Annotated in this window: 20 protein-coding genes; 9 read left to right on the top strand and 11 right to left on the bottom strand. The window is 56.0% G+C overall.

Annotation, left to right across the window (positions count from 1 at the left end; all coding sequences use genetic code 11):
- Positions 1 to 386: 386 nt before the first annotated feature.
- On the top strand, positions 387 to 950 hold the full coding sequence (locus ENI00_RS15920) for a Yip1 family protein (protein ID WP_304104503.1): 564 nt from the start codon (positions 387 to 389) through the stop codon (positions 948 to 950).
- 18 nt (positions 951 to 968) lie between these two features.
- On the opposite strand, the gene ENI00_RS15915 is transcribed toward ENI00_RS15920, so the two are convergent.
- Positions 969 to 1,670, bottom strand: coding sequence for a Crp/Fnr family transcriptional regulator (locus tag ENI00_RS15915; RefSeq protein WP_304104501.1), 702 nt, complete (start codon positions 1,668 to 1,670; stop codon positions 969 to 971).
- Between the two features lie 212 nt (positions 1,671 to 1,882).
- Here ENI00_RS15915 and ENI00_RS15910 point away from each other — a divergent pair, with 212 nt between their 5' ends.
- Complete coding sequence (locus ENI00_RS15910; RefSeq protein WP_304104499.1) at positions 1,883 to 2,800, top strand: AEC family transporter; 918 nt, start codon at positions 1,883 to 1,885, stop codon at positions 2,798 to 2,800.
- A gap of 45 nt (positions 2,801 to 2,845) precedes the next feature.
- On the opposite strand, the gene ENI00_RS15905 is transcribed toward ENI00_RS15910, so the two are convergent.
- The 5 genes from ENI00_RS15905 to ENI00_RS15885 all read right to left on the bottom strand — a co-directional run bounded on the left by ENI00_RS15905 (position 2,846) and on the right by ENI00_RS15885 (position 6,836).
- Positions 2,846 to 3,493, bottom strand: a complete 648-nt coding sequence (locus ENI00_RS15905) for a cation transporter (RefSeq protein ID WP_304104498.1) — start codon at positions 3,491 to 3,493, stop codon at positions 2,846 to 2,848.
- A gap of 84 nt (positions 3,494 to 3,577) precedes the next feature.
- The gene (gene cadR, locus ENI00_RS15900; RefSeq protein WP_304104496.1) at positions 3,578 to 4,042 is read right to left on the bottom strand and encodes a Cd(II)/Pb(II)-responsive transcriptional regulator; all 465 of its coding nucleotides are present in this window, start codon (positions 4,040 to 4,042) and stop codon (positions 3,578 to 3,580) included.
- Positions 4,043 to 4,124: 82 nt separating this feature from the next.
- Entirely contained in the window at positions 4,125 to 5,030 is a 906-nt protein-coding gene (locus tag ENI00_RS15895; protein ID WP_304104493.1) for a cation diffusion facilitator family transporter, read from the bottom strand.
- 113 nt (positions 5,031 to 5,143) lie between these two features.
- Entirely contained in the window at positions 5,144 to 6,682 is a 1,539-nt protein-coding gene (locus tag ENI00_RS15890; protein WP_414674272.1) for an FAD-binding domain-containing protein, read from the bottom strand.
- Between the two features lie 10 nt (positions 6,683 to 6,692).
- Positions 6,693 to 6,836: a DUF2256 domain-containing protein gene (locus ENI00_RS15885; RefSeq protein ID WP_304104489.1), complete on the bottom strand. Its 144-nt coding sequence runs from the start codon at positions 6,834 to 6,836 to the stop codon at positions 6,693 to 6,695.
- A gap of 65 nt (positions 6,837 to 6,901) precedes the next feature.
- On the opposite strand from ENI00_RS15885, the gene ENI00_RS15880 reads away from it, so the two are divergent.
- Complete coding sequence (locus ENI00_RS15880; protein ID WP_304104487.1) at positions 6,902 to 8,590, top strand: HAD family hydrolase; 1,689 nt, start codon at positions 6,902 to 6,904, stop codon at positions 8,588 to 8,590.
- Here ENI00_RS15880 and ENI00_RS15875 read toward each other — a convergent pair.
- Positions 8,587 to 9,825 (bottom strand): substrate-binding periplasmic protein, encoded by a 1,239-nt coding sequence (locus ENI00_RS15875; RefSeq protein WP_304104484.1) that lies wholly within the window; start codon positions 9,823 to 9,825, stop codon positions 8,587 to 8,589. The genes ENI00_RS15880 and ENI00_RS15875 overlap by 4 nt on opposite strands.
- A 111-nt stretch (positions 9,826 to 9,936) precedes the next feature.
- Complete coding sequence (locus tag ENI00_RS15870) at positions 9,937 to 11,469, bottom strand: cryptochrome/photolyase family protein (RefSeq protein ID WP_304104482.1); 1,533 nt, start codon at positions 11,467 to 11,469, stop codon at positions 9,937 to 9,939.
- Positions 11,470 to 11,722: 253 nt separating this feature from the next.
- On the opposite strand from ENI00_RS15870, the gene ENI00_RS15865 reads away from it, so the two are divergent.
- On the top strand, positions 11,723 to 11,848 hold the full coding sequence (locus ENI00_RS15865) for a hypothetical protein (protein ID WP_304104480.1): 126 nt from the start codon (positions 11,723 to 11,725) through the stop codon (positions 11,846 to 11,848).
- A gap of 132 nt (positions 11,849 to 11,980) precedes the next feature.
- Here the strand turns inward: ENI00_RS15865 and ENI00_RS15860 are convergent, their stop codons facing one another.
- The 3 genes from ENI00_RS15860 to ENI00_RS15850 all read right to left on the bottom strand — a co-directional run bounded on the left by ENI00_RS15860 (position 11,981) and on the right by ENI00_RS15850 (position 14,898).
- Positions 11,981 to 12,145 carry a hypothetical protein gene (locus ENI00_RS15860; protein WP_304104478.1) on the bottom strand — a complete coding sequence of 55 codons (165 nt, stop codon included), beginning with the start codon at positions 12,143 to 12,145 and terminating at the stop codon, positions 11,981 to 11,983.
- A gap of 133 nt (positions 12,146 to 12,278) precedes the next feature.
- Positions 12,279 to 12,938: a two-component system response regulator NarL gene (gene narL / locus ENI00_RS15855; RefSeq protein WP_304104567.1), complete on the bottom strand. Its 660-nt coding sequence runs from the start codon at positions 12,936 to 12,938 to the stop codon at positions 12,279 to 12,281.
- Positions 12,939 to 13,038: 100 nt separating this feature from the next.
- On the bottom strand, positions 13,039 to 14,898 hold the full coding sequence (locus ENI00_RS15850) for a histidine kinase (RefSeq protein ID WP_304104476.1): 1,860 nt from the start codon (positions 14,896 to 14,898) through the stop codon (positions 13,039 to 13,041).
- Positions 14,899 to 15,324: 426 nt separating this feature from the next.
- Here ENI00_RS15850 and ENI00_RS15845 point away from each other — a divergent pair, with 426 nt between their 5' ends.
- The 5 genes from ENI00_RS15845 (at position 15,325) to ENI00_RS15825 (ending at position 22,978) form a co-directional block, all read left to right on the top strand.
- A complete protein-coding gene (locus ENI00_RS15845; protein ID WP_304104474.1) occupies positions 15,325 to 19,065 on the top strand; it encodes a nitrate reductase subunit alpha in 3,741 nt (1,246 codons plus the stop codon).
- Positions 19,062 to 20,621: a nitrate reductase subunit beta gene (gene narH, locus ENI00_RS15840; RefSeq protein ID WP_304104472.1), complete on the top strand. Its 1,560-nt coding sequence runs from the start codon at positions 19,062 to 19,064 to the stop codon at positions 20,619 to 20,621. The genes ENI00_RS15845 and narH overlap by 4 nt, the downstream gene beginning before the upstream one ends.
- Positions 20,622 to 20,633: 12 nt before the next feature.
- Positions 20,634 to 21,386: a nitrate reductase molybdenum cofactor assembly chaperone gene (narJ, locus tag ENI00_RS15835; RefSeq protein ID WP_304104470.1), complete on the top strand. Its 753-nt coding sequence runs from the start codon at positions 20,634 to 20,636 to the stop codon at positions 21,384 to 21,386.
- A gap of 26 nt (positions 21,387 to 21,412) precedes the next feature.
- Entirely contained in the window at positions 21,413 to 22,090 is a 678-nt protein-coding gene (gene narI / locus ENI00_RS15830) for a respiratory nitrate reductase subunit gamma (RefSeq protein ID WP_304104564.1), read from the top strand.
- Positions 22,091 to 22,171: 81 nt separating this feature from the next.
- A complete protein-coding gene (locus ENI00_RS15825) occupies positions 22,172 to 22,978 on the top strand; it encodes a peptidylprolyl isomerase (protein ID WP_304104468.1) in 807 nt (268 codons plus the stop codon).
- Positions 22,979 to 23,099: the final 121 nt, after the last annotated feature.

Genomic DNA, 23,099 nt, shown 5'->3' with positions numbered 1-23,099 from the left:
GCGGCCTTTGGGCCTATTGAGGTCATTGTGCAAAGTGGAGCACGTGTTCATTCATGATATTTATCAAGATAGAGGTTGTGCAGGCGCAGGCGTATTGATTACGTCTTGTTCGAACGGAGTTTTGGGCTTTTTAGCTCATGTTTTTCAATAAGATACGGTTGGGATATCACTAAAGAGGTAATCATTCCCGCAGCCGGCGCAGGAGAGGTAGCCATTCATTTCCGGCGATTGGCACCACTTTCACTCCCGCCGGAGCTGTCCAAAATCATCCTGATTGGTTGACGGCTTGGCGAGGTGTGCCTAAAAGAGTAATTAGGAGTTATTATAACAGAACAGACGCTGCCTCCAGAGGCAAACGCCTTCGTCAGAGAACAAGGAGATTCACCATGAACGTTTCAAGTTTGTTTAAACTTCCGTTTTCCAGCAATGGAGGCTGGGGCGAACTGCAACGCAGGGGTCTATCCATACCCGTGCTTGCGTGGTTTGTTGTGGTGCCCATGTCGCTCCTGCCCCCGGTTTTGCTTTATTACGCCGGAACCCATTACGGCGATGACTTCATTACCGGCTTCGCAGGCAAGGAATGGCGTTTCATCACCACCATTCTCTTCCTCGCGGAACTGCTGACGTTTTTTGTAATGGGGTGGTTGATTCACGCGGTGGTCGAAAGCCATAAGCTGGAGATCAGCTATAACAACGCCTACTTGCTGGCAGCGATTGCACCTTTGCCACTTTGGATATCTTCACTGGCGTTGCTCGTGCCGGCCGTTGTAGTCAGTTTAATTGCGGTTCTGGCCGCTATGGCGCTCTCTTGCACCCTTGTGTATCAGGGCCTGAGATCACTGTGCCATCGCAGCCCCGACGATGTGCTCGCCATGTCGGTCACTTACACGGTTATGGCGGCGTCTCTGCTCGCCTGGGGCGTGCTGATGGCTATGGTCTGGGCGTTTTGAGAGCCGCTCGACAGTTAGTCAATCCTTTAGGGCACCGGTTTTAAGTCGGGAGAAGGTCGCAGGTACTACGCCCAGCCAAGAGGCTAGCTGGTTGTCCGGCACTCGTCTTACAAGCTCCGGGTACTCTTCAAGCAGCAGTTGATAACGTTCTTTTGCAGACAGGGTGTGTTTGCGGAATTCTCGCATGCTGGCCAGTTCTGCCAGCTCTTCGGTCAGGGCCATTGCAAATCGTGGCCAGAGCCCTTCGCTGTGAGACTGAATAGCAAGGCGGAAAGCGGCAAAATCCGCAACCCAAACGGTGGCGGGCGTAACGGCCGTCAGGCAAAGCGTGTTGCGCACTGTGCGGCTGCGGCCAAACACCGGCCAGACCATATCGCCTTCGGTAAAAAAGTGATGCACGGCAACCTTGCCGCCGGGCGACTCACGGAACAAACGCATGATGCCGTACTGAATCAGGTAAACGTTGGCCCAGGGGGTGTCGTGCTTTTCCATCGGGGCATCGGCTTCGACTCTTTTCTGGCGAAAAAGATGCGTCAAATCGGTTAAAAATTTCGTATCGGGCGTGTCTGGCTTTTCGGTCAGCCTTATGCCGAATACGCGGCTCAGTCCGTTGAGCAAGGCCACTGATTGCGGCGCTGTTTCGTATTGGATAATGTCCGGGTTGGCTTCTCCCAGCATGCAGGGAGAGGAAGACACGTTGGGTCTTACGATGCGGGTCATGGTGTCGATGCTGCAAAAATAATGTATGGATTAGCGTAACAGAAATACCGGCTGAGTTAACCAATATACAGTATATGTGTTTTACTGGGTAATCGAGTTGCACACAGACTTTGTACTTTGGGGTGGTCTCGTTGGCGCGTGGAGTTACCTCTGGGGGGGTAGGTGGTAGACTCCCCGACTTGCTTTTCTGAATCCGAATGCCCGGAGCCACCATGGCCGCAGCGCTGGCGTTGTTTATCAAACTGATTCCGCTCTACGTGACGGTCGCTCTCGGCTGGGTGGCGGGACGCTATCTGGACGCGAGTGGACGGCACATTGCAGGCATCATGCTCTACATTGTGACGCCCTCAGTGGTGTTCTCCGGGGTGATGGCAGCGCCGCTTTCACCCGAGGTAATCTTCCTGCCGTTTCTGGTGTTCGGGTTTGCATCGGTGCTGGCAATTGTTCAGTTGAGACTGGCGCGGCGGGTGCTCACAGATGGCAGCGCCAGCATCATGCCGCTGTGTGTGGGGTCGGGCAACACGGGCTATTTCGGGGTGCCGGTAGCACTGCTGCTGTTCGGTGAGGAAGGCTTGGCGCTTTATATTGTGTGCATGCTGGGTGTCACCCTGTTTGAAAGCTCGGTGGGGTACTATCTGGCAGCTCGCGGCCGGCATGATCTGAAAGAATCTCTGTGGCGGGTTGCAAAGTTACCTTCGGTTTACGCATTTCTGGCGGCAGTAGCGCTCAATCTTTCAGGCATCGGCATTCCAGATGTGTTTATGCCGCTTTTTGACAATCTGCGCGGTGCCTACAGCATCCTGGGCATGATGATTATTGGCATGAGTATTAGCAGCTTCCGTGGGCTGGTCGGCAACCTGCGGTTTACCGCGCTGGCATTCTTCGGCAAGTTCGTAGCCTGGCCATTGCTTGCAACCGCCTTTTGGTGGCTGGACTCTCAGGTTCTGGGGGTTTATGAGCCGGCGGTACACAAGGCGATCTTCCTGATTTCAATTACGCCCATCGCAGCCAATACCGTGGTTATTGCGACCTTGCTGGATACCTCTCCCCGGCAGGCCGCAGGCACGGTAATGCTGAGTACGCTCTTTGCACTGGTGTTTATTCCGGTGATGGTTTCATGGGCTTTCTAGCACGTTTCTCAATCTTACGATGCCGACGACGAATGCCCGTATGAGTTATCGGATTTCCGGGCTGGCGCCGGCGACTGATACCTGTTTTGCCTCATCAATGTCTTTCCGGGCGTGCCGCATCACGCTGACGCCCGCCGTTATTGCCAGAGTGCCCATAATAGCGGCGACGATCAGATCCGGCCAGGCGCTACCGGTTCCGAAAACGCCCAGAGCGGCTGCAATTACGGCGAGATTGCTGATGGCGTCGTTCCGGCTGCACAGCCATACCGAGCGCATATCAGAGTCACCGTCCCGAAACGTGAATAGCACAAACACAACGCCCAGATTAGCGACCAGAGCCAGCAGGCCAATCGTTCCCATAGTAAAAGGTTCGGGCGTGATGCCTTGCTCCATTACCCACAAAGCGCGTGCCCAGACAACGGTGCCGAAGACGGCCATGGTAATGCCTTTCGCCATGGCCGCGCGGCCGCGCCAGAGCATGCCCAGTGACAGAACCGAAAGTGACAGAATGTAGTTGGCGCTATCGCCAAAGAAGTCGATGGCGTCTGCCATCAAGGAAACCGAGCCGGACTGCAGGCTGGCAACACCCTCCACAAAAAACATGGCCAGGTTCACCCACAGGGCAATCCAGAGTGCGCGACGAAAACCCGGAGCCGGGGAACGTGGTTCGGGGCCAGAGCAACTGCAAGCCATAAATCCTCCTTCATAGACGAGCTCGTATTTAGAGCCCTGTAGTAACTACAGTGTCAACGTTAAACAAGCGCCTTTAACGCAATCTCAACTTTTGCCTGGCCCGTGGGTTCCCGGCACGTGATTGCCGTGGTCGCTGCGCGTGTTGTGTAGATCGTCCAACTCGGAGCTGAGCCCGCCCAGAATACCGCAGTCCTGAACGGTGCCGGCATCCGAGCAGGCTTTTTGCAGTTGCTGCAGGTTTTTTTCCAGATTTGCGAGTTCTGTTAACCGGTCGCGTACGTGGTTCAGGTGGCGGGCCAGAAGGGCATCGACTTCTTGGCAGTCAGCTTCGGGATTTTCGGAAAGCCGAAGCAGTTCCCGAATCTCATCCTGAGCCATGTCGAGATTGCGACAGCGTTTGATGAATAACAGACGATCAAGGTGGACGTTTCGATAGGCCCGGTAGCCGCTGGCGTCGCGATCAGGCTTGGGTAACAAACCGATTTTTTCGTAGTAACGGATAGTCTCCACGGGCACCAGAGAGCTTTTGGATATTTCGCCGATTTTCATCGTATGTGCTCTTCCTGGTTATTATCGTGTTGGGATGGCATCGTTTTGGTTCCGTACAGATACACGGTCGTTTTTGTGAGCGCTAACATCCGGAGGTATTCGGGCAGCCGCTCGCGGCCCGCTCCCACTGAATGGTCACATGCTGGATGTTGAAATCGTGATTCAGCATTTGGGTAGCCTGTTCGATCACTCGGTCATCGTCACCTGATTCCGGTTTTATCAGGTGCACAGTTAGCGCATTTTCCGTGGTGCTGAGCGCCCAGATATGCAGGTGATGCGCCGACTCCACGCCGGGCAATGATTGCAGGTATTCATAAACGTCCGTCGGGTTTATACCCTTGGGTACCGCGTCTACGGCAAGGCTGACGGAGTCTTTCAGCAGTCGCCAGGTGCCGATAAAAATCACCACGGCGATCAAAAGGCTGACCAACGGATCAATCCAGCGCACACCTGTAACCATGATGACGGCGCCTGCAATCACTACGCCCACGGAGACCAGCGTATCAGACGCCATGTGCATGAACGCCCCGCGAATGTTCAGATCGCCTTCCTGGCCTTTAATGAACAGAAGCATGGTAGCGCCGTTGATCAGCACGCCTATGCCTGCCACAACAATCACCGTTAACCCCGCCACGCTGGCAGGGTCGTTGAACCGGCGAATGGCTTCCCAGGCGATACCGCCCACGGCGGCAATCAGAAACAAGGCATTGAACAGCGCCGCCAGAATGGTGGTTTTCTTGAGGCCGTAGGTATTACGGTCTGTTGTCTTGCGGCCCGCTAACCAGCTTGCGGCCCAGGCCATAACCAACCCCAGAACATCACTAAGGTTGTGCCCGGCATCTGCCAGCAGTGCCAGAGAGCCTGCCAGCACGCCGTAAAAGGCCTCGATAAGCACGAATGCCAGGTTTAGAAAAACCGCAATGGCAAACGCACGGTTGTGCGTATCGAAGTGGTCCGCGTGGTTGTGACCGTGGCTATGGTTGTGCATAAACGTGCCCTGAACGGGTGAAATGAATGTTGGGCAGTAAAAGCCCTGTAGTAACTACAAGGTCAAGCCGCATTAATTCCGATAAAACCTGGCAGCCAAATCTGGCAACCAGCCTAATTGTCGAATAGAGAAAGCTGGTTGTCATTCGCGTTCTTTTTGCCGGCGCCTGAGCGCGGGCGCTTTTGAATCGGGCCTTTGCGGCTGCCGTGTTTGTCCAGCACGCGGCTGGTTTCGTTACGGCTGACGTGTGCTTGGCGAAAATCACCCATGGCCTTGCGCGCGACGCGGGCCGCCTGCTCATGATCACAAACCGGTGAGATGTAGGTGTTGCCGCCAAATCGCTCTTGCTGGGCGCGGGTCATCAGCCAGGGGGTGTGAATCCAGTCTGCCGGCAGGCCAGCCAGTTCGGGAATCCAACGGCGGATAAACTCCCCTTCAGGGTCCAGTTTGCGGCTCTGCAGTTCCGGATTGTAGATTCGCAGGGCGTTTATACCGGTCAGGCCCGACTGCATCTGAACCTGGGGGTAATGAATGCCCGGTTCAAAATCGGTAAACAGTTTTGCCAGATGCAAGGCCGGATCGCGCCAGTGTTGCCACAGTTGGTAACTGGCGACCGCCATGAGCATGGCGCGCATGCGAAAGTTGATCCAGCCGGTGTGGTGCAGCGCGCGCATGCAGGCGTCTACCAGAGGCCAGCCGGTTTGGCCCTCCTGCCAGCGTTGCAGCCTTTCGGTGTTGTCCGTGCCCGATTTCAGGTTTTCCAGTTCCCGGTGCATGGCGCGGAATTCCATCTCTGGCTCGTCCTCAAGCTTTTGAATGAAGTGGCAGTGCCAGTGCAGGCGGGAGCGAAAGCTGGTGAGGCTTTTCTGTTTGCGGGGCAGGCTGCTGCCGTGCTGCCCCGTGGCTTTCGCCTGCTGATATATTTCGCGCAGGCTCAGGGTGCCGTAAGCAATGTGCGGGCTTAGGCGCGAGCAGGCTCGAGGCGCGGTATTCGGGCTTGAAATGTTGTACTGATAACCCACGCAGCGCCGTTCCAGAAACGAAGCCAGTAGCTTTTCACCTTGTTGGCTGCCGCCGATTTGACGATCAGGGCAGGGGCGAGCGTCGCGGGCATTGGGCGCACCGCTACTTGCCTGAGCTGGCTGAAACGCCGCAAAGCCCTCCAGAGACGGCACAACTGCGGGAGCCCGAAGCTGATCGGTTTTGATAATTTGGTTCCAGGCGTGGTCCCACAGATCACGGTCTTTCAGCCGCCGGACCACACCAAACTGCTGCCATTCGAGGAATTTAACACCGTGCTCCTGACACCAGTCGATCGTGGCGAGGTCACGCTCATAGGTCCACTGGCCTCCGGTTTCCTGATGACAGGCTACCCGCTTTACGTTGAAGTGTTCGCGCAAAGCCCCAAGCGCATCGGTAACCTTGCCGTGCCAGATCAGCAGCCGGCTGCCGCGCTTTTTCAACTCCCGATTCAGCTCCACCAGAGACTCTTCGATGAACAGCCACTGGCGTTGGGACGTGTCGGGCAACTGCCAGTATTCCGGCTCGATAACGTACAGCGGAATAACGGATTCACCCAGTTCCGCAGCATAGTGCAGCGGGCCATGATCCCGCACTCGAAGGTCGCGTTTGAACCAGACCACGGTACTCAAAACGTTGCTCTCATGGGGCAGTACTCCGGTTGCGCCGACAGTGTTCGCTGCAGTAGCGAACACTCTCCCAGTCTTTCGCCCACTTTTTACGCCAGGCGAAAGGGCGCTGGCAAACTGGGCATGTTTTCTCGGGAAGGTGCGGTTTTTTGTGCATTGGGCCAATATGGTTTTAACTGATTGATACCGCTTTTACGTAGATGAAACGCCAAAGGACTGTTTATGGACCGTGTGAGTGACCGCTTGCCTGCGCCTTCTGTGCTGATTTTTGATTGGCACGGAACCTTGGTAGACACCCACGACGCCATGTTCAGCGCCATGGAAGATACGCTGCCACAGTTTGAAGAGCTCGGGCTAGTGGAGCACCTGCTGTTGGAACACCAGTGCCGCAATGCGGATGACGCAAGGCTGGTTCGCTACATTCGCATTTTTCGGCGTTTGCACCCGCGCATTCTTGCGGAGCGGCGGGTATCGCGAACCGACATTTTCAACGCGATTTTTGGTGACAACAAAGAGGCCAGGCTGATTGCTCATCAAGCTTACAACCAGGCTTATCGGCGGTATTTTGGACAAGTGAGGCCCTTCCAGCCAGGGGCCTACGAGTACCTCTGTGCACTACGAGCAATGGGCATCCGCCTGGCGGTCGCAACGAACAGAAACCGTGAGTTTCTCGAGAAGGAACTGAAAATCGTTGATGAGGGACGCTGGCAGCATCTTTTTGACGCCACCGTGTGCGCCGACGACGTCACGGAATACAAGCCGGATCCGCAGGTCATCAGCGGCGTTCTGAAGAAGCTTGGCCTGCCGGCGGATGCCCACGCCTGGTATATCGGTGACAGTTACGTAGACATGCTCACCGCGAGCCGCGCCGGGGTTTCCGGTATTTTTTACAACGGTGCCCAATGGGAGGCGGAGCGCATACGCAGCTGGTTTTCCCACCGTGATGCGCCTCTGGCCGTGCTGGACAGTTTTGAAGAGCTGATGGATCTTCTGGCGTTGATAGAGCGCCATGAGCCAGAGGCTTTCCGATGCGCTCCGGCAGAAGCTCGCCCACGCCCTTTCCCTGCGCCTGATCGACCGGAGCCCAGAATAGAGCCTGATTGGCACCCGGCTGTGGTCAGGCTTATACGCCCGCACGTGGTGCTGTTCGACTGGCACGCAACGCTTGTGGATACGCTCGATGCCATGTATCACGCGGCGGATGACATGTTCCCGGACTTCCACAAACTCGGGCTGATGCCGCGAATGGTCGCGCCGGAAGACAGCAAAACGCCGGAAGACGCAAAACTGGTGGCCTACGTGCGCGAGTTTGCCCAACTTCATCCCAAGGTGAAGGCCGATCGGAAGATCTCGCGCACGGATATTTTTGAAGTGCTGTTCGGTGAGGATCAGGAAGCAAAGCAGGTTGCGCACAAGGCGTTCAATCACCACTACCGTAATCACTACGGCACAGTAAAAGCGTTTGAAGCAAACGTTCGCGCGGTGCTGGAAGGTTTGCGACGCCTGAACATTCAGGTAGGCGTGATTACCAACCGCGACCGGGAGTTTTTCGAACATGAGCTGGCCGCAGTTGAAAGCACCGGCTGGGTGGACCTGTTTGATGTAGATGTTTGTGGCGACGACACACCACTGCGTAAACCCCACCCGGATCAGCTTTTGCTGGCGGTGCAGAAACTCGACTACCCGCCTGACCCCAGCGTCTGGTACGTGGGTGACAGCACCACCGATGTGATTGCGGCTAAAAGGGCTGGCATGACCTCAGTGTTTTTTAACGGTGCGCAGTGGGATCAGCCATGGTTGAACCAGATATTTCCGGCCACCCACAAGCATCCGGACAAACCCGATGTGGTGGTGAATGATTTCTCGGAATTCTGGGCGCTTGTGCTTGCCTGTGAGGTGGGCCCGCCCTAAAGGTCTATGGCCTTCTCAATATCCAGCCCCACTGCAATCACTCCGATGGCTGCGTCGCCGTCGTCGGGAAAAACCGGCACGCTGACGATCACCTGGAACCGTGCGGTTGATTGATCGTAACGAATGGGCGAAATAAACAATGTTTTCCGCAGCTGTGGGTCGTCCGACGGTTCGCTGCCAATAACGTTCAGAAACTTTGGCTCGTCACCCTGCCAGAAATCCGAGGTGAGCTGGCTCATGGCGGCGATTGTTCCCATTTTATTGATCAGCAGAACTTCGGTGACCAGGCCTTGATGGGATTGCTGCCAGGTTTTCAGGATGTGTGATGCGGGGAGTGACAGGATATGCGCCGCCAACGGCGGCGCTGTCATGGGTGCTGAGGCCTGCCACTTGCTGTCGATTGCCAGCACCTCGGCGAGAGTTTTTGGCTGCGGCCCTGCGTTCAAAGCGCGTTGCAGGTCTAGCCGCAGCGTCAGTTCCGCTAATAATCGGTTAGTCAGCGCTTCAATATGGCTCCGTTCCCAGGTGTTAAGTGTCAACGTTTTTTTCGTGCAAGCCGGGAGAGCGTGATTGAATGCGGGCAGGAATTCGGGATGGTTTTCCTGAAAGGTTTTACTCATATACAAGTACAGCGGGGCGTAGCGAAGGAAAAGCGAATGCAGGCGGTCTGTGTTGGTTTTGTTTGTGGTATTTAATCCGTCCATCACTCGCTTGTCCATCAACGCCATATCAATTCGTCCGCGCTCAAGCAGTGCAGCCAATTGGCCGGGTGAGGTAACACGCAGGTAGATGTCGTAGCCGTTTGCTTCGAGCCAGGCTTCTTCGTTACTGCCGTCAACGGCCCCTATTCTGGCCTGGTCTGGCCTGATCTGCGGGTCAAGCATGAAGAAATACCACTGCTCCAGGGCCACGGGATCGCTGCGGGTGGCGATGGCATCCAGCTCTGCGGAGGGGCCCACTGCAAAATAGCCGTCTACGCTGTTCTGTTCGAGCGAGTACATCGCTCTTTTCTGGGGTGCAGGGGTGACGTGCACTGGCCGTCCAGCCTGCTTTGCTGCACAGGTGACGGTTTCAACCGTCTCACCCTCTATGCGTGCCTTTTCACGCCCGTTGAGCATAGTGGTCTGATAGGGCGGGGCTTCAAAGGTTACGAGGTCCAGGTCGGAGGGCTGTGCCTGACAGACTTGGAACATAAACGACGCTAGCGCGCCAAGCACAAGTGGTCGGTATCCCATGGTGACCGTTCATTCCATTCGTCAGCGAGATTCGGAGTATAACGATATACGAGACTAGCAGTTGAAATGGTTTTTTTCCTCCGGTTTTGATGCGTACACACAGCCGTCATGTCAAAGGTGTTCCAGCTGCGCCAAAACATCGTTGGCCCTGGCGAGCAGAGCTTCGCGCCTTTCGGGCTTCTGCTTTTCCCAGTTCCGGTACATCATGCCCATGCGCGGGTTGCGCTCGAAGTCAGCCCGGTGCCGATCAATGAAGTGCCAGTAAAGTGAGTTGAACGGGCAGGCATCTGGCTCTGTGCTTTTGTTAACGTTGTAGTGGCAGTTGGCGCAGTGGTCAGACATGCGGTGTATGTATTTGCCGCTGGCGGCGTAAGGCTTTGAGCCCAGGTAGCCGCCATCGGCGTGCATCACCATGCCCAGCACGTTGGGCAGCTCTACCCAGTCGTAGGCGTCGGCATAGACCGCAAGATACCAATCGCAGATTTCTTCCGGTTTTACGCCTGTGAGCAAAGCAAAGTTACCCGTAACCATCAGCCTCTGAATGTGATGGGCGTAGGCGTTGCGCCGGGTGGCATCGATCGCTTTGTGCATACAGCGCATTTTGGTATCGCCGGTCCAGTAGAACCAGGGCAGGGTGCGGGTATTGCCAAGACGGTTTTCCTTGGCGTAGCCCGGCATGTGTAACCAATAGATGCCCCGCACGAACTCCCGCCAGCCAACGATCTGGCGAATAAAACCTTCTACCGCATTAATCGGCGCCTGCCCGGCGTACCAGGCTCTGGCAGCCGCTTCACATACGGCGAGGGGGTCCAGAAGGCCGCAGTTAATGTAGGGCGAAAGAATGGAGTGGAACAGCCAGTCTTCGTTGTCGGACATGGCGTCCTGATAATCGCCAAAACAAGGCAGGGCGAACTCGATAAAATAATCCAGCGCTTCTTGCGCATCCGCCGGCGTCACCGCGAAGTGAAAATCGTCGGAGGTGCCGAAATGGTCAGCGAAGTGTTGTTCAATCAGCTCAATAACCTCGCGGGTTATGGCATCCGGCTCTATTCTGAACGGCGCGGGAGCCGGCGGTTTGCCGGCCCATTTTTCCCGGTTGTCCCCGTCGAAATTCCAGTTGCCACCTTCAGGTTTGCCATCGGGTGTCATCATCAGGCCGGTCTTGCGGCGCATTTCCCGATAAAAGTACTCCATGCGCAACTGCTTGCGTCCCTCCGCCCAATCGGAAAATTCCTGCTTGCTGGCAATAAAGCGGGTGTCGGTGCGAATGTCTACAGGAACGTCCAGGCGCTGTCGCCACTGGCTGATCTGATCGTGGAGGCGCCATTCTCCACATTCTGTTGTAACGATTCGATCCGGGCGAACGTCTGCCATCACGCTTGATACAACGCCTTCGAGGCTTTGTTGGGCGTTGTCCGGGTGGTAGCGCTGGTAGTGAACTTGCCAGCCGTCTTTTTCCAACTGCCGGGCAAAGTGGCGCATGGCGCTGAACAGCAAAATCAGCTTTTTCTTGTGGTGGTTGGTGTAGCTGGCCTCCTCATGAACCTCCGCCATAACGATTCTGTCGCGCCCGACATCAGCTCCCTCAAGCGCGCTGATGTCGGTTGTCAGCTGATCACCAAGAATCAGTATCAGATTTGCCATGAACGGTGAGCTCCGGTGTGTGGCGGATTGTGCCCCTGGGGTCATGCAGGCATTTACCCAAAGCAGATAGTGAGGATACGCCTTGTGCACAAGGGTGGTTCAGGCACCGGGCTGATAAAATGTGGATATCCGCGAAGATGGCCCGCATCACATTACACGCTCAGAGTTTTTACTATGGTTTCCAATCCCGCACCGCAGACTGCCGAATCCACCCTTCCGGAATTCATCTGGGATGATGCGCTGATCAAACGTTATGACCTCAGCGCGCAGCAAGGTGATTACCAAGAAGCGCGACAATGCGATGCCCTATGTTGAGCGGCTGCTGAAGGAAGCGGCCTTGCAGTCAAAATTCTTTGGCGCCGAACGCCCGGTAAAATAGTTGCACCGGGGCGGCGGTACGCCCACCTGGCTGCCCAAGGCTGTGATGCAGGAACTGATGGAAGGCTACGCCGAGCTGTTCAACCTGCAAAGCGGTGATTGAAATGTTGCCAGACAGGCTGTCGGTATTCAGCTATGCGCACTTGCCAAACCGGATGACAGCCTTGCCGTGGCGCAGCGCGCCGGCCGCCTGCACCGGAACTTCCAAGGCTACACCACCCACTCGGATTGCGATCTGGTGTCGCTGGGGGTGTCTGCCATCGGCCAGACTGACGACGCCTACTTTCAGAACAACCACGATCTGCCTGCTTGGGAGGCGTCCATAGACGCCGGCGAGCTGGCGATTACCAAAGGCCTAAACCTGAGCCGGGACGACCGTTTGCGACGCTGGGTGATTGGTCAACTGATTTGCCAATTCCGACTGGACCGCCTCAGGCCTTATGCAGGCCGCCTTCCACCGCCCATACGGCGACCTCCACTCGCGAGCGCAGGCCGAGCTTTTTCAGCAGATGTTTTACGTGTACTTTTACCGTGCCGTCACTGATGTCCAGCTTGCGACCGATCATCTTGTTGGAAAGGCCCTCTGCAATCAGCCGCAGGATGTCTTTCTCCCGCGGTGTCAGGCTGTCGAAATCCGGTCGGGACGTCTGTTGCGGCTTGTTGGAACGCAAGGCCTCTGCAAGCAGCGTGGTTAGCCGGTTGCTGATCACCATTTTACCCACTGCAGCCTGGTGCAGTTGGGTGATCATGTCCTCCGGCTCCATGTCTTTCAGCAGATAGCCGTCGGCGCCAGCGCGCAGGGCCGCAACAACGTCGTCTTCCTGATCAGACACGGTGAACATGATGATTCGTGAGCTTACGTTCAGTTCGCGCAGTTTTTTCAGTGCCTCAATGCCGTTCATTTCCGGCATGTTGAGGTCCATCAGAATCAGGTCAGGCTCAAGCTCGATGGCCAGCCGGATGCCGTCAGTGGCGTTGCTGGCTTCGCCTACCACCGCAATGTCATCCTCCATCTCTACGAGTTGCTTGATACCTTGACGCAGCAACGGGTGGTCATCAATCAACACTATGCTAGCGGGTTCATCCGACACTGTTTTATTCGACACGGTTTCAGACGATATTTCAGACATAATGCCTCGATCCCTCTCTCGGTTGCGTAGCGGCACGGCAGGGTTGCCGCTTTTGTCGTGATCAGGTACTCGACATTTCTGATGGAATCAGGTGTCGGCTTTTTGGGACGAACGTCAGGATAACTTCAACACCGCCTTCATCGCGATTTTGCACGGCAACCTGACCGCCCAGCGTGCGGGCGCGATCCCGCATGATAATCAGGCCGTAATGATTGACCGGCTGATCGCCCTTCGGTAAGCCCTTGCCATTATCTCGTATTTTTGCCGTTACCTGGGGAGATTCAAACAACACATCCACGGAAATTTCTGTGGCATCGGCATGTTTGACGGCGTTGGCAAGGCCCTCTCGCACAATCTGCAGCGTGTGAATCTCTTCGTTGGGGGACAGTGCCTGGGGTGGCAGATTGTAATGCAGCCCCACGGGTTTACCCAGTTGCCCTGAAAACTCTTCGACGGTTTTGCGCAGCGCGGCGGCCAGGTCCGGCGTATCGAGCTTCAAGCGGAACGTGGCCAGTAACTCCCGGAGTTGGCGATAGGCACTGTTCAGCCCCGTACTCAGCTCGTCCAGTATCGCAACATGGGCGTTTTTCTGGTCGCCCTGAATGTCGAGCCGGCGCAAACGGGCGACCTGCATTTTCAGATAAGACAGGGACTGCGCCAGGGAGTCGTGCAGTTCCCGGGCGATGACCGTGCGCTCTTCGGCCAGCGTAAGCTGCTGTTCTTCGGTAATTTGGCGCTCCAGAAAAATGGCGGTTGCCAGTTGATCGCTGAGTGTTTCCAGTAGGCGGCGAGTCATGTCCGAAAGGCCTTTTTCGGCTGGGTACCACACTTCCAGTGTGCCAAGGAGCAAGCTCTGCGTTCTTATCGGTAACAACAACCGGCGACCGTCGTATTCGTCTATGGGCAGCTCGTCATAGACTTCCGGAGTGACCAGGCAGGCATTGCAGTGGTGGTCCCGGCAGTAAAAGGGCCTTGCCGTTGAGGCTGTCGTAACCGCCTGCACGGGTTCCGTTGACTCTTTGTCGTGAAGGTAAAGCAAAATCGGGCCTATGCCCAAAAGCTGCTCCAGCTCCTGCAACATGGGAACCGCGCCATTGCAAAGATCGTGGTTGGCAAACAGGTTGCGGCTGGCAGTATGGAGCAACTGAAGGGCGGCGTGGCTCTTTTCGAGTTCCTCGGTCTTGCTGCGCCCGCGCTCTTCAAGGTTGGAATAGGTCAGTGTGAGCTCGCTGTTCATCTTATCAAACGCGCAGCCCAACTGCGCCAGTTCGTCGTTACCCTGCAAGTTTGCCTTGCGGGAAAAGTCCTGTTCGCCAACAGCGGTTGCAATGCTGACCAGTTTGCGCAGCGGCCGGAGAACCCGATTTTTCAGGTCAATAATCAACGCAATAATAATCAGTACGGAGAACGCGAGGCTGGTCAGTTGAATAAGATGCAGCAGGCTGATTCGCGCTTCGGTACGCCGTTCGAGCATGGTCACCAACTGGCTGACGGAATCCACGTAGCGTTCGGTGGCAGCAAGCATGTCTGCGCCGACCGGCGTGCCTTGCGGGTGGTTCTCCAGGCGTGGTCGTAAGGTCTGGTCCCAGTAGGCGCGGATCGCACTGTACTGCTTTGCCAGCGGATGATCGGCGGTGTTCGGAATCGTCTGGGTAATCAAGCTGTTCGTGAGGTTGGATTCATAACGGGCCGCAAGGCGGCTAATGTTGCCAGCAGACGCGTTACCTTCCGCAGGCTGTGCCACTTGAGCCAACAGCCTGAAGGCGCCCATCCGTAATGCGCCAGACAGGTTGATTGCGGTGGCATTGCCTTCAATGCTTTTTGAAACCGCATACGTTGCGGCCATGCTGACAATGGAGATCAGCACCAAAGCGCTGACAATAATAGCAATCCGCTTAACAAGAGGGCTTCTGGATTTCATGACGTCTCGTTTAGGCAATCGCCAGGGTTTGGTAGCTCCTAGAGGATAGTCAATTACCCCAATGGTTGATATCCCCTCATAGTCTTTGATCCAAATCGGGGTAAAAGCCGACACTGAAAGATCGTAATTGTTCTTCTGCTTATGTGCGCTTCTGTTGCTACTTACGGAGCCAGAAGATGCCTCTGTGGACCTGAGCACCAAAATCTCAGGCAGGATTCTGTTTGGATAATTAACGCAGCCGCGCAGTTTGAGCTGCAGGTGGCGCCCGGCGCCAGGCGCTTCTCCAACCAGAGATATAAGCGGTCTACCTCCTCGGTGGTAGAGCCCGGGTATGTGGTAGTAACCCCGCAGATTTAAGGGTTTTTCTCCCACACAATGGTCCCGAATCGGAAAGCGATCCGGTAGACGGGCTGAGGGAGAGAGACCATGAGTCATTTGATCGACAAGCTGAGCTATTTCAGCAAAAAGCGCGAACCGTTTGCGAACGGCCACGGCGAAACCCACGAAGAAAATCGTGACTGGGAAAACACCTATCGCCAGCGCTGGCAGCACGACAAAATTGTGCGCTCCACCCATGGCGTAAATTGCACCGGCTCCTGCAGTTGGAAGATTTACGTCAAGAACGGCCTGGTCACCTGGGAAACCCAGCAAACCGACTACCCCCGTACCCGCCCGGACTTGCCCAACCATGAACCCCGTGGCTGCCCCCGTGGCGCCAGCTATTCCTGGTATATGTACAGCGCCAACCGCCTGAAATACCCGCTGATGCGAACGCATCTGATGAAACTCTGGCGTGCCGCCCGCGTTCAATTTAACGATCCGGTAGAGGCCTGGGCGTCTATTGTTGAGGACCCCACGAAAACCGCCGAGTATAAACCGCGCAGAGGTATGGGTGGCTTTGTTCGTTCCAGCTGGGACGAAGTAAATGAATTAATCGGTGCGGCCAACGTGTATACGGCCAAAAAGCACGGCCCGGACCGAATCATCGGGTTTTCTCCGATTCCGGCCATGTCGATGGTTTCCTACGCGTCCGGTGCCCGCTACCTGTCTTTGATTGGCGGCACCTGCCTCAGTTTCTATGACTGGTATTGCGATTTGCCACCGGCCTCGCCCCAAACCTGGGGTGAGCAAACCGACGTTCCCGAATCCGCAGACTGGTACAACTCCAGCTACATCATTGCGTGGGGCTCTAACGTGCCCCAAACCCGGTCGCCGGATGCGCACTTTTTTACAGAGGTTCGTTACAAGGGCACCAAAACGGTTGCCATTACCCCCGACTTCGCCGAAGTGTCCAAATTATCTGACGAATGGGTAAGCCCCAAACAGGGCACAGATGCCGCGCTGGCCATGGCCATGGGGCACGTGATTCTCAAAGAGTTTCACATTGATAACCCCAGCGCGTACTTCACGGATTATGTGCGTCGTTATACCGACATGCCTTATCTGGTGATGCTGGAGAAAAGGGACGACGGCCGATATGTGCCGGGCCGGTTCCTGCGCGCCAGTGATCTGGTTGGCGGGCTTGGGGAGGAAAATAACCCTGAGTGGAAGACCATTGCCATCAATGAAGCGTCTGGGGAGCTCACAGCACCGAACGGGTCGGTTGGCTATCGCTGGGGTGAGAAGGGTAAATGGAACCTGAAGCAAACAGCCAACGGTGATGATGTAAGCCTTCAGCTGTCGATGCATGATAAGCACGACCACATAGTCGACGTTGCCTTTCCTTACTTTGGCGGTATTGAACACGAGCATTTCAGCTCGGTGGAAATCAGCGATACGCTGACCCATAAACTGGGTTGCCGGAAAGTGGATCTGGCAAACGGCACGGCAGGCCATGTGGTGACGGTGTATGACCTGATGATTGCCAACTACGGCATCAGCCGGGGCCTTGGCGATGACGACGGCGCTACGTCTTACGATCAGATCAAGCCTTACACGCCGGCCTGGCAGGAAAAAATCACCAGCGTACCCGCTGAACAGATGATTCGTATTGCCCGGGAGTTTGCCGACACCGCCCATAAAACCAAAGGCCGTTCAATGGTGATTGTGGGCGCCGGTGTGAACCACTGGTACCACATGGACATGAACTACCGTGGCCTGATCAACATGCTGATCATGTGTGGGTGTGTGGGCCAGAGTGGTGGTGGCTGGAGCCACTATGTGGGGCAGGAAAAGCTGCGCCCGCAAACCGGCTGGCAGCCACTGGCGTTTGGTCTGGACTGGTGTCGTCCGCCCCGGCAGATGGCCGGTACGTCGTTCTTCTATGCGCACTCAGGCCAGTGGCGCTACGAGAAACTGCGCGTAGACGAAATTCTCTCGCCGCTGGCAGACAAATCAAAGTTTGGTGGCAGCCTGATCGATTACAACGTTCGCGCTGAACGTATGGGCTGGTTACCCTCCGCCCCGCAACTGAATCGTAACCCGCTGGGCATTGCGGCCGAGGCAGAAACGGCCGGGATGGAGGTGCCAGACTATGTGGCGCAATCCCTGAAAGACGGCTCGTTGGCGTTTGCTTCAGAAGACCCGGAGGCGCCGGAAAACCATCCCCGCAATATGTTTATCTGGCGCTCCAATCTGTTGGGTTCGTCCGGCAAGGGCCACGAGTACATGTTGAAATACATGCTTGGCACCAAGAGTGGTTTGCAGGGCAAGGATCTGGGCGACGATGGTGTAAAGCCTGAAGAGGTGAAGTGGCATGACGAAGCGCCCGAAGGCAAGCTCGATCTGCTGGTAACGCTGGATTTCCGCATGTCGACCACCTGCCTGTATTCGGATATCGTTTTGCCGACGGCGACGTGGTATGAAAAGAACGATCTGAATACCTCAGACATGCACCCGTTCATTCACCCACTGACCGCAGCCACCGATCCCGCGTGGGAGTCCCGCAGCGACTGGGAAATTTACAAAGGCATTGCCAAGTCCTTTTCCAAAGCGGCTGAAGGCCATCTTGGTGTGGAAAAAGATGTTGTCACGCTGCCACTGCTTCATGACGAGCCGGCTGAACTCGGCCAGCCGTTTGATGTGAAGGACTGGAAGAAAGGCGAGTGCGACCTGATCCCCGGCAAGACCGCACCAAAATTCATAACGGTTGAGCGGGATTATCCCAACACCTACGCCCGCTTCACCTCACTGGGCCCTCTGCTGGACAAGTTTGGCAACGGCGGTAAAGGGATTCACTGGAATACCGATAAGGAAATCGAACTTCTGGGCCAACTGAACCACAAGCATCTTGAGGGTGCCAATATTGGCCGCCCCAAAATTGACACGGCCATAGACGCCGCCGAAGTGATTTTGGCACTTGCCCCGGAAACCAACGGCCAGGTGGCGGTGAAGGCCTGGGCGGCGCTGGGCGAATTTACCGGTCTGGATCACACCCACCTTGCGTTGAACAAGGAAGACGAAAAAATCCGCTTCCGGGACATTGTGGCCCAGCCGCGCAAGATCATCTCCAGCCCGATCTGGTCTGGCCTGGAAGATGAACACGTCTCCTACAATGCCGGCTACACCAACGTGCACGAACTGATTCCCTGGCGCACTCTGACCGGTCGGCAACAGTTCTATCTTGATCACGAGTGGATGCGGGCCTTTGGCGAAAGCCTGGTGCTGTACCGGCCGCCCATCAACACCAAAACAGCCGCACCGCTGTTGAACGCCAAGCCTAATGGCAACCCCGAGAAAGCGTTGAACTTCCTGACGCCGCACCAGAAGTGGGGCATTCACAGCACCTACAGTGACAACCTGATGATGCTTACCCTGTCTCGCGGTGGGCCGATTGTATGGCTGAGCGAAGACGACGCAAAAGATTTGGGTATTGAAGACAACGACTGGATCGAGCTGTTTAACGCTAACGGCGCTGTCGCTGCGCGTGCCGTGGTAAGCCAGCGGGTAAGAGTTGGCATGGTGATGATGTATCACGCCCAGGAGCGGATTGTGAATATTCCGGGCTCAGAAGTAACCGGCACCCGTGGCGGTATTCACAATTCGGTTACCCGGGTGTGCCCGAAACCCACGCATATGATCGGCGGTTATGCCCAGTTTTCCTACGGCTTTAACTATTACGGGCCGGTAGGTTCCAACCGCGACGAGTTTGTTGTTGTGCGCAAAATGCACAACGTGGACTGGTTGGATGGCGAAGGCAACGACACTGTTCAGGAGGCTGTAAAATGAAGATCCGTTCCCAAGTTGGCATGGTGATGAACCTGGACAAGTGCATTGGTTGCCACACCTGCTCAGTCACCTGCAAAAACGTATGGACCAGCCGCGAAGGCATGGAGTACGCCTGGTTCAACAACGTCGAAACCAAGCCGGGTATTGGCTACCCGAAAGAATGGGAAAACCAGGACAAATGGAAAGGCGGCTGGATGCGCGAGCCCAGTGGCAAAATACGACCCCGCATTGGCGGCCGTTTCCGGGTGCTGGCAAATATTTTCGCCAATCCGGACTTGCCAGAAATTGACGACTACTACGAACCGTTCGATTTTGACTACCAGCATTTGCACACCGCCGGCGACAGCAAGCACCAACCGGTTGCGCGGCCGCGTTCGCTAATCTCCGGCAAACGCATGCAAAAAATCGAGTGGGGCCCGAACTGGGAAGAGATTCTGGGCACCGAGTTTGCCAAGCGTCGGAAGGATAAAAACTTCGACAATGTGCAGGCGGATATATACGGCCAGTTCGAAAACACGTTCATGATGTACTTGCCGCGCCTGTGCGAGCACTGCCTGAATCCTAGCTGCGTGGCGAGCTGCCCCAGTGGCGCCATCTACAAGCGTGAAGAAGACGGCATTGTGCTGATCGACCAGGACAAGTGTCGCGGTTGGCGTATGTGTGTGTCCGGCTGCCCGTACAAGAAAATCTACTTCAACTGGAAAACCGGCAAGTCTGAAAAGTGCATCTTCTGCTACCCGCGAATTGAAGCCGGTATGCCCACCGTGTGCTCCGAGACCTGCGTTGGCCGCATCCGCTATCTGGGCGTGCTGCTTTACGATGCCGACCGCATTGAAGAAGTGGCCAGCACCCCGGGCGAACATGAACTGTACGAAAAACAGCTGGAAATCTTTCTCGATCCGAACGATCCCGCAGTGATCGAGCAGGCAACCAAAGATGGCGTTCCCATGAACGTTATTCAGGCGGCCCAGCGCAGCCCGGTCTACAAGATGGCGGTGGACTGGAAACTGGCGCTGCCTCTGCACCCGGAATATCGCACCCTGCCGATGGTTTGGTACGTGCCGCCCCTGAGCCCAATTCAGTCGGCTGCCGAAGCCGGCAAGGTTGAGTTTGACGGTGTTCTGCCGAAAATCGAGAGCCTGCGAATCCCGGTGAAATACCTTGCCAACCTGCTCACCGCAGGCGATGAGAAACCGATTGTGCGGGCGCTCAAACGCATCATGGCCATGCGCCTCTACAAGCGGGCAGAAACCGTCGATGGCATAGAGGATCTTCGGGCACTGGAAGAAGTAGGCCTTACCAAAGCCCAGGCGGATGAGATGTACCGGTATCTGGCCATTGCCAACTACGAGGATCGCTTTGTGATTCCCACCAGCCATCGTGAGCTGGCAAAGGAAGCCTTCGCTGAACGCGGCGGCTGTGGCTTCAGCTTTGGTGACGGCTGCAGCGGCAGCGACAGTAAATTCAACATGTTTGGCGGTCGAAGCCAGACCACCACCATGGTGCAGAAGCTCACGACCGTGAAACAGGTTGATCCGAAACAGCTGCAGGATTAAGGAGGTAATACGATGCAACTTTTAAAAGTACTGGCACGAATTCTGGAGTACCCCTGCGCTGAACTTCAAACCGCCAAAGACGCCATGGTTGAAGCGGTTCTTGAAGACAGCCGGCTGCCACGGAAGAACAAGGAGCAACTGCTCCAGTGTATTGATCGGTTGTGTGACGGTGATCTGCTGGAGCTGGAAGAGGCCTACACAGGCATTTTCGACAAAGGCCGCGCAACCTCACTGCTGTTATTTGAACACGTGCACGGCGAATCCCGCGATCGCGGGCAGGCGATGGTTGATTTGATGGAGCAGTATCGGGCCAACGGTTTGGAAATAGACGCCAAGGAACTGCCGGACTACCTGCCGCTGTTTCTGGAATACCTGTCTACCCGGCCCTGGGAAGAAATCCGCAACTGGCTGGAAGATATCCACCACATTCTTGGCCTGCTTGGGGAGCGATTGTACCAGCGCGAGAGCTTTTACCATGTCGCGATGGACTCACTTCTGGAGCTGTCAGGGCGGAAAACCGATCGCCAGGAGTTGGCCCGGATAGTGGCCTCGGAAGAGCGTGACGATACGCCCGAAGCCCTGGACAAGGTGTGGGAAGAGGAAATGGTGAAGTTCGTGGATGACCAGGGTAGCTCGTGCAGCACCGGAGGCGTTGTTGGCCAGCGCCGCCGTGAGCTGGAACAGACCCAGACCATTCATCTCAGTGACCACCTGATGACGGATGTGACGCCGGCTCAGGCGCGCGCTGCCGTGAGAGACGCCTGACGGCATAGGGGGGGGAGACCAGGATGATGTCTTATCTGAACACATTGATTTTCGGGATTTATCCTTACATCGCCATAGCCGTGCTGATTATTGGCACCTGGGCAAGGTACGACCACGGGCAGTTCACCTGGAAGGCGCAATCCAGCCAGATGCTGCGCAAGAAAAACATGGTGCTGGCAAGCGTGCTGTTCCATGTGGGCATTCTGGTGATTTTCTTTGGTCATCTTGTTGGTTTGCTGACGCCACACTTTGTGTATGAGCCGTTCATGAGCGCCGGTACCAAACAGATACTGGCGATTGTGGTGGGTGGTATTGCCGGCGTGATGTGTCTGATTGGCGGGGTCATGTTGGCCCACCGCAGGTTGACGGACCCCAGAATCAAAGCCAGCAGCACCTTCGCCGATAACATGATCATCATTGTGCTGGTGGTTCAGGTGGTGTTGGGGCTGGCGACCATTCTGCCAACGTTAGGCCACCTTGATGGCGCCACCATGCTGCAGTTGGCAGGCTGGGCGCAAAGCATTCTAACCTTCCAGGGCGGGGCAGCCGACTACATGACGGGCGTACATTGGATCTACAGGCTTCATATGTTCCTGGGCCTGACAATCTTTGTACTGTTTCCGTTTACGCGTCTGGTTCACATGCTGAGCGTGCCGCTGGAGTACTTTGGGCGCAGATATCAGATTGTGCGCAAGCGGGCGTAGCTGAAAAAAGAACCCCCTGTGCCCCGGCGGGAGAAGGTCGGGGAATGGGGGCAGCATTGAACACATAGACGGAGACTTACCATGCAACTGATCCCCACCGGTGAAGCCGAACAACCCAGAAACCAGTTTCCGCCAGTTTACGTGGGTGACACCGTGATAACCGAAGAGGACATCGCCCGGGAAATGCAACATCACCCGGCAGAGGAAGTCGCTCAAGCCTGGCATCAAGCGGCCAGGAGCCTCGTTATCCGCGAGCTTCTGCTGCTGCAGGCCAAAGCCCTGAAGCTGCCAGCCGGTCTGGATGAAGAGGCCACCATCGCCCGCGTGCTGGAGCAGGAACTGGAAGTGCCAACCCCAAGCGACGAAGACTGTGAGCGTTTCCATGCCGCCAATCCGGGTCGCTTTCGCAGCCAGACGCTGATGGCGGTCAGCCATATTCTGCTGGCCGCGCCGCCCGACGACCCGCAAGAGCGCATTCATCAGGAAGAAGCCGCGCGACAGATATTGTCGTCGCTGCTGGAAGGTCGTGCCCAGTTTGTACCGCTTGCCAAACAGTACTCTGCTTGCGAATCGCGTCATCAGGGCGGCAGCCTTGGCCAGATCAGCAAGGGCCAAACGGTGGAGGAATTCGAGCGCCCGGTTCTGACCCTTCAGGAAGGGCTCAATCCGGAGCTGATCGAGAGCCGATACGGCTGGCATATTGTGCGTGTGGATCAGCGTGTTGATGGCGAGCAACTGCCGTACGAGTATGTAAAACCGAAAATTCGCCAGTATTTGAGTGAGAGCGTAACCCGGCGGGCATTCCGCCAATACCTGCAAGTGCTGGCGGCAGACACGGGCGTGGAAGGAGTGGATCTCGAATTGTCCGATTCGCCGCTTATGCAGTAGTTGGCATAGCGCTGATTTGAGAGCCCACGGGTATACCTCCAAAGAGGGGCGATTTTTTTGGAGGAGCCCTATAATATATTAAAGAATTATTTTGAATACATGATTTAAGAGGGGGGTACGG

It is taken from the genome of Marinobacter antarcticus, assembly GCF_011049865.1.
In the GTDB taxonomy this organism is placed as follows: domain Bacteria; phylum Pseudomonadota; class Gammaproteobacteria; order Pseudomonadales; family Oleiphilaceae; genus Marinobacter; species Marinobacter antarcticus_A.
Note: the sequence above shows the minus strand (reverse complement) of the source record. Positions and strands in the feature narration are given on the sequence as shown.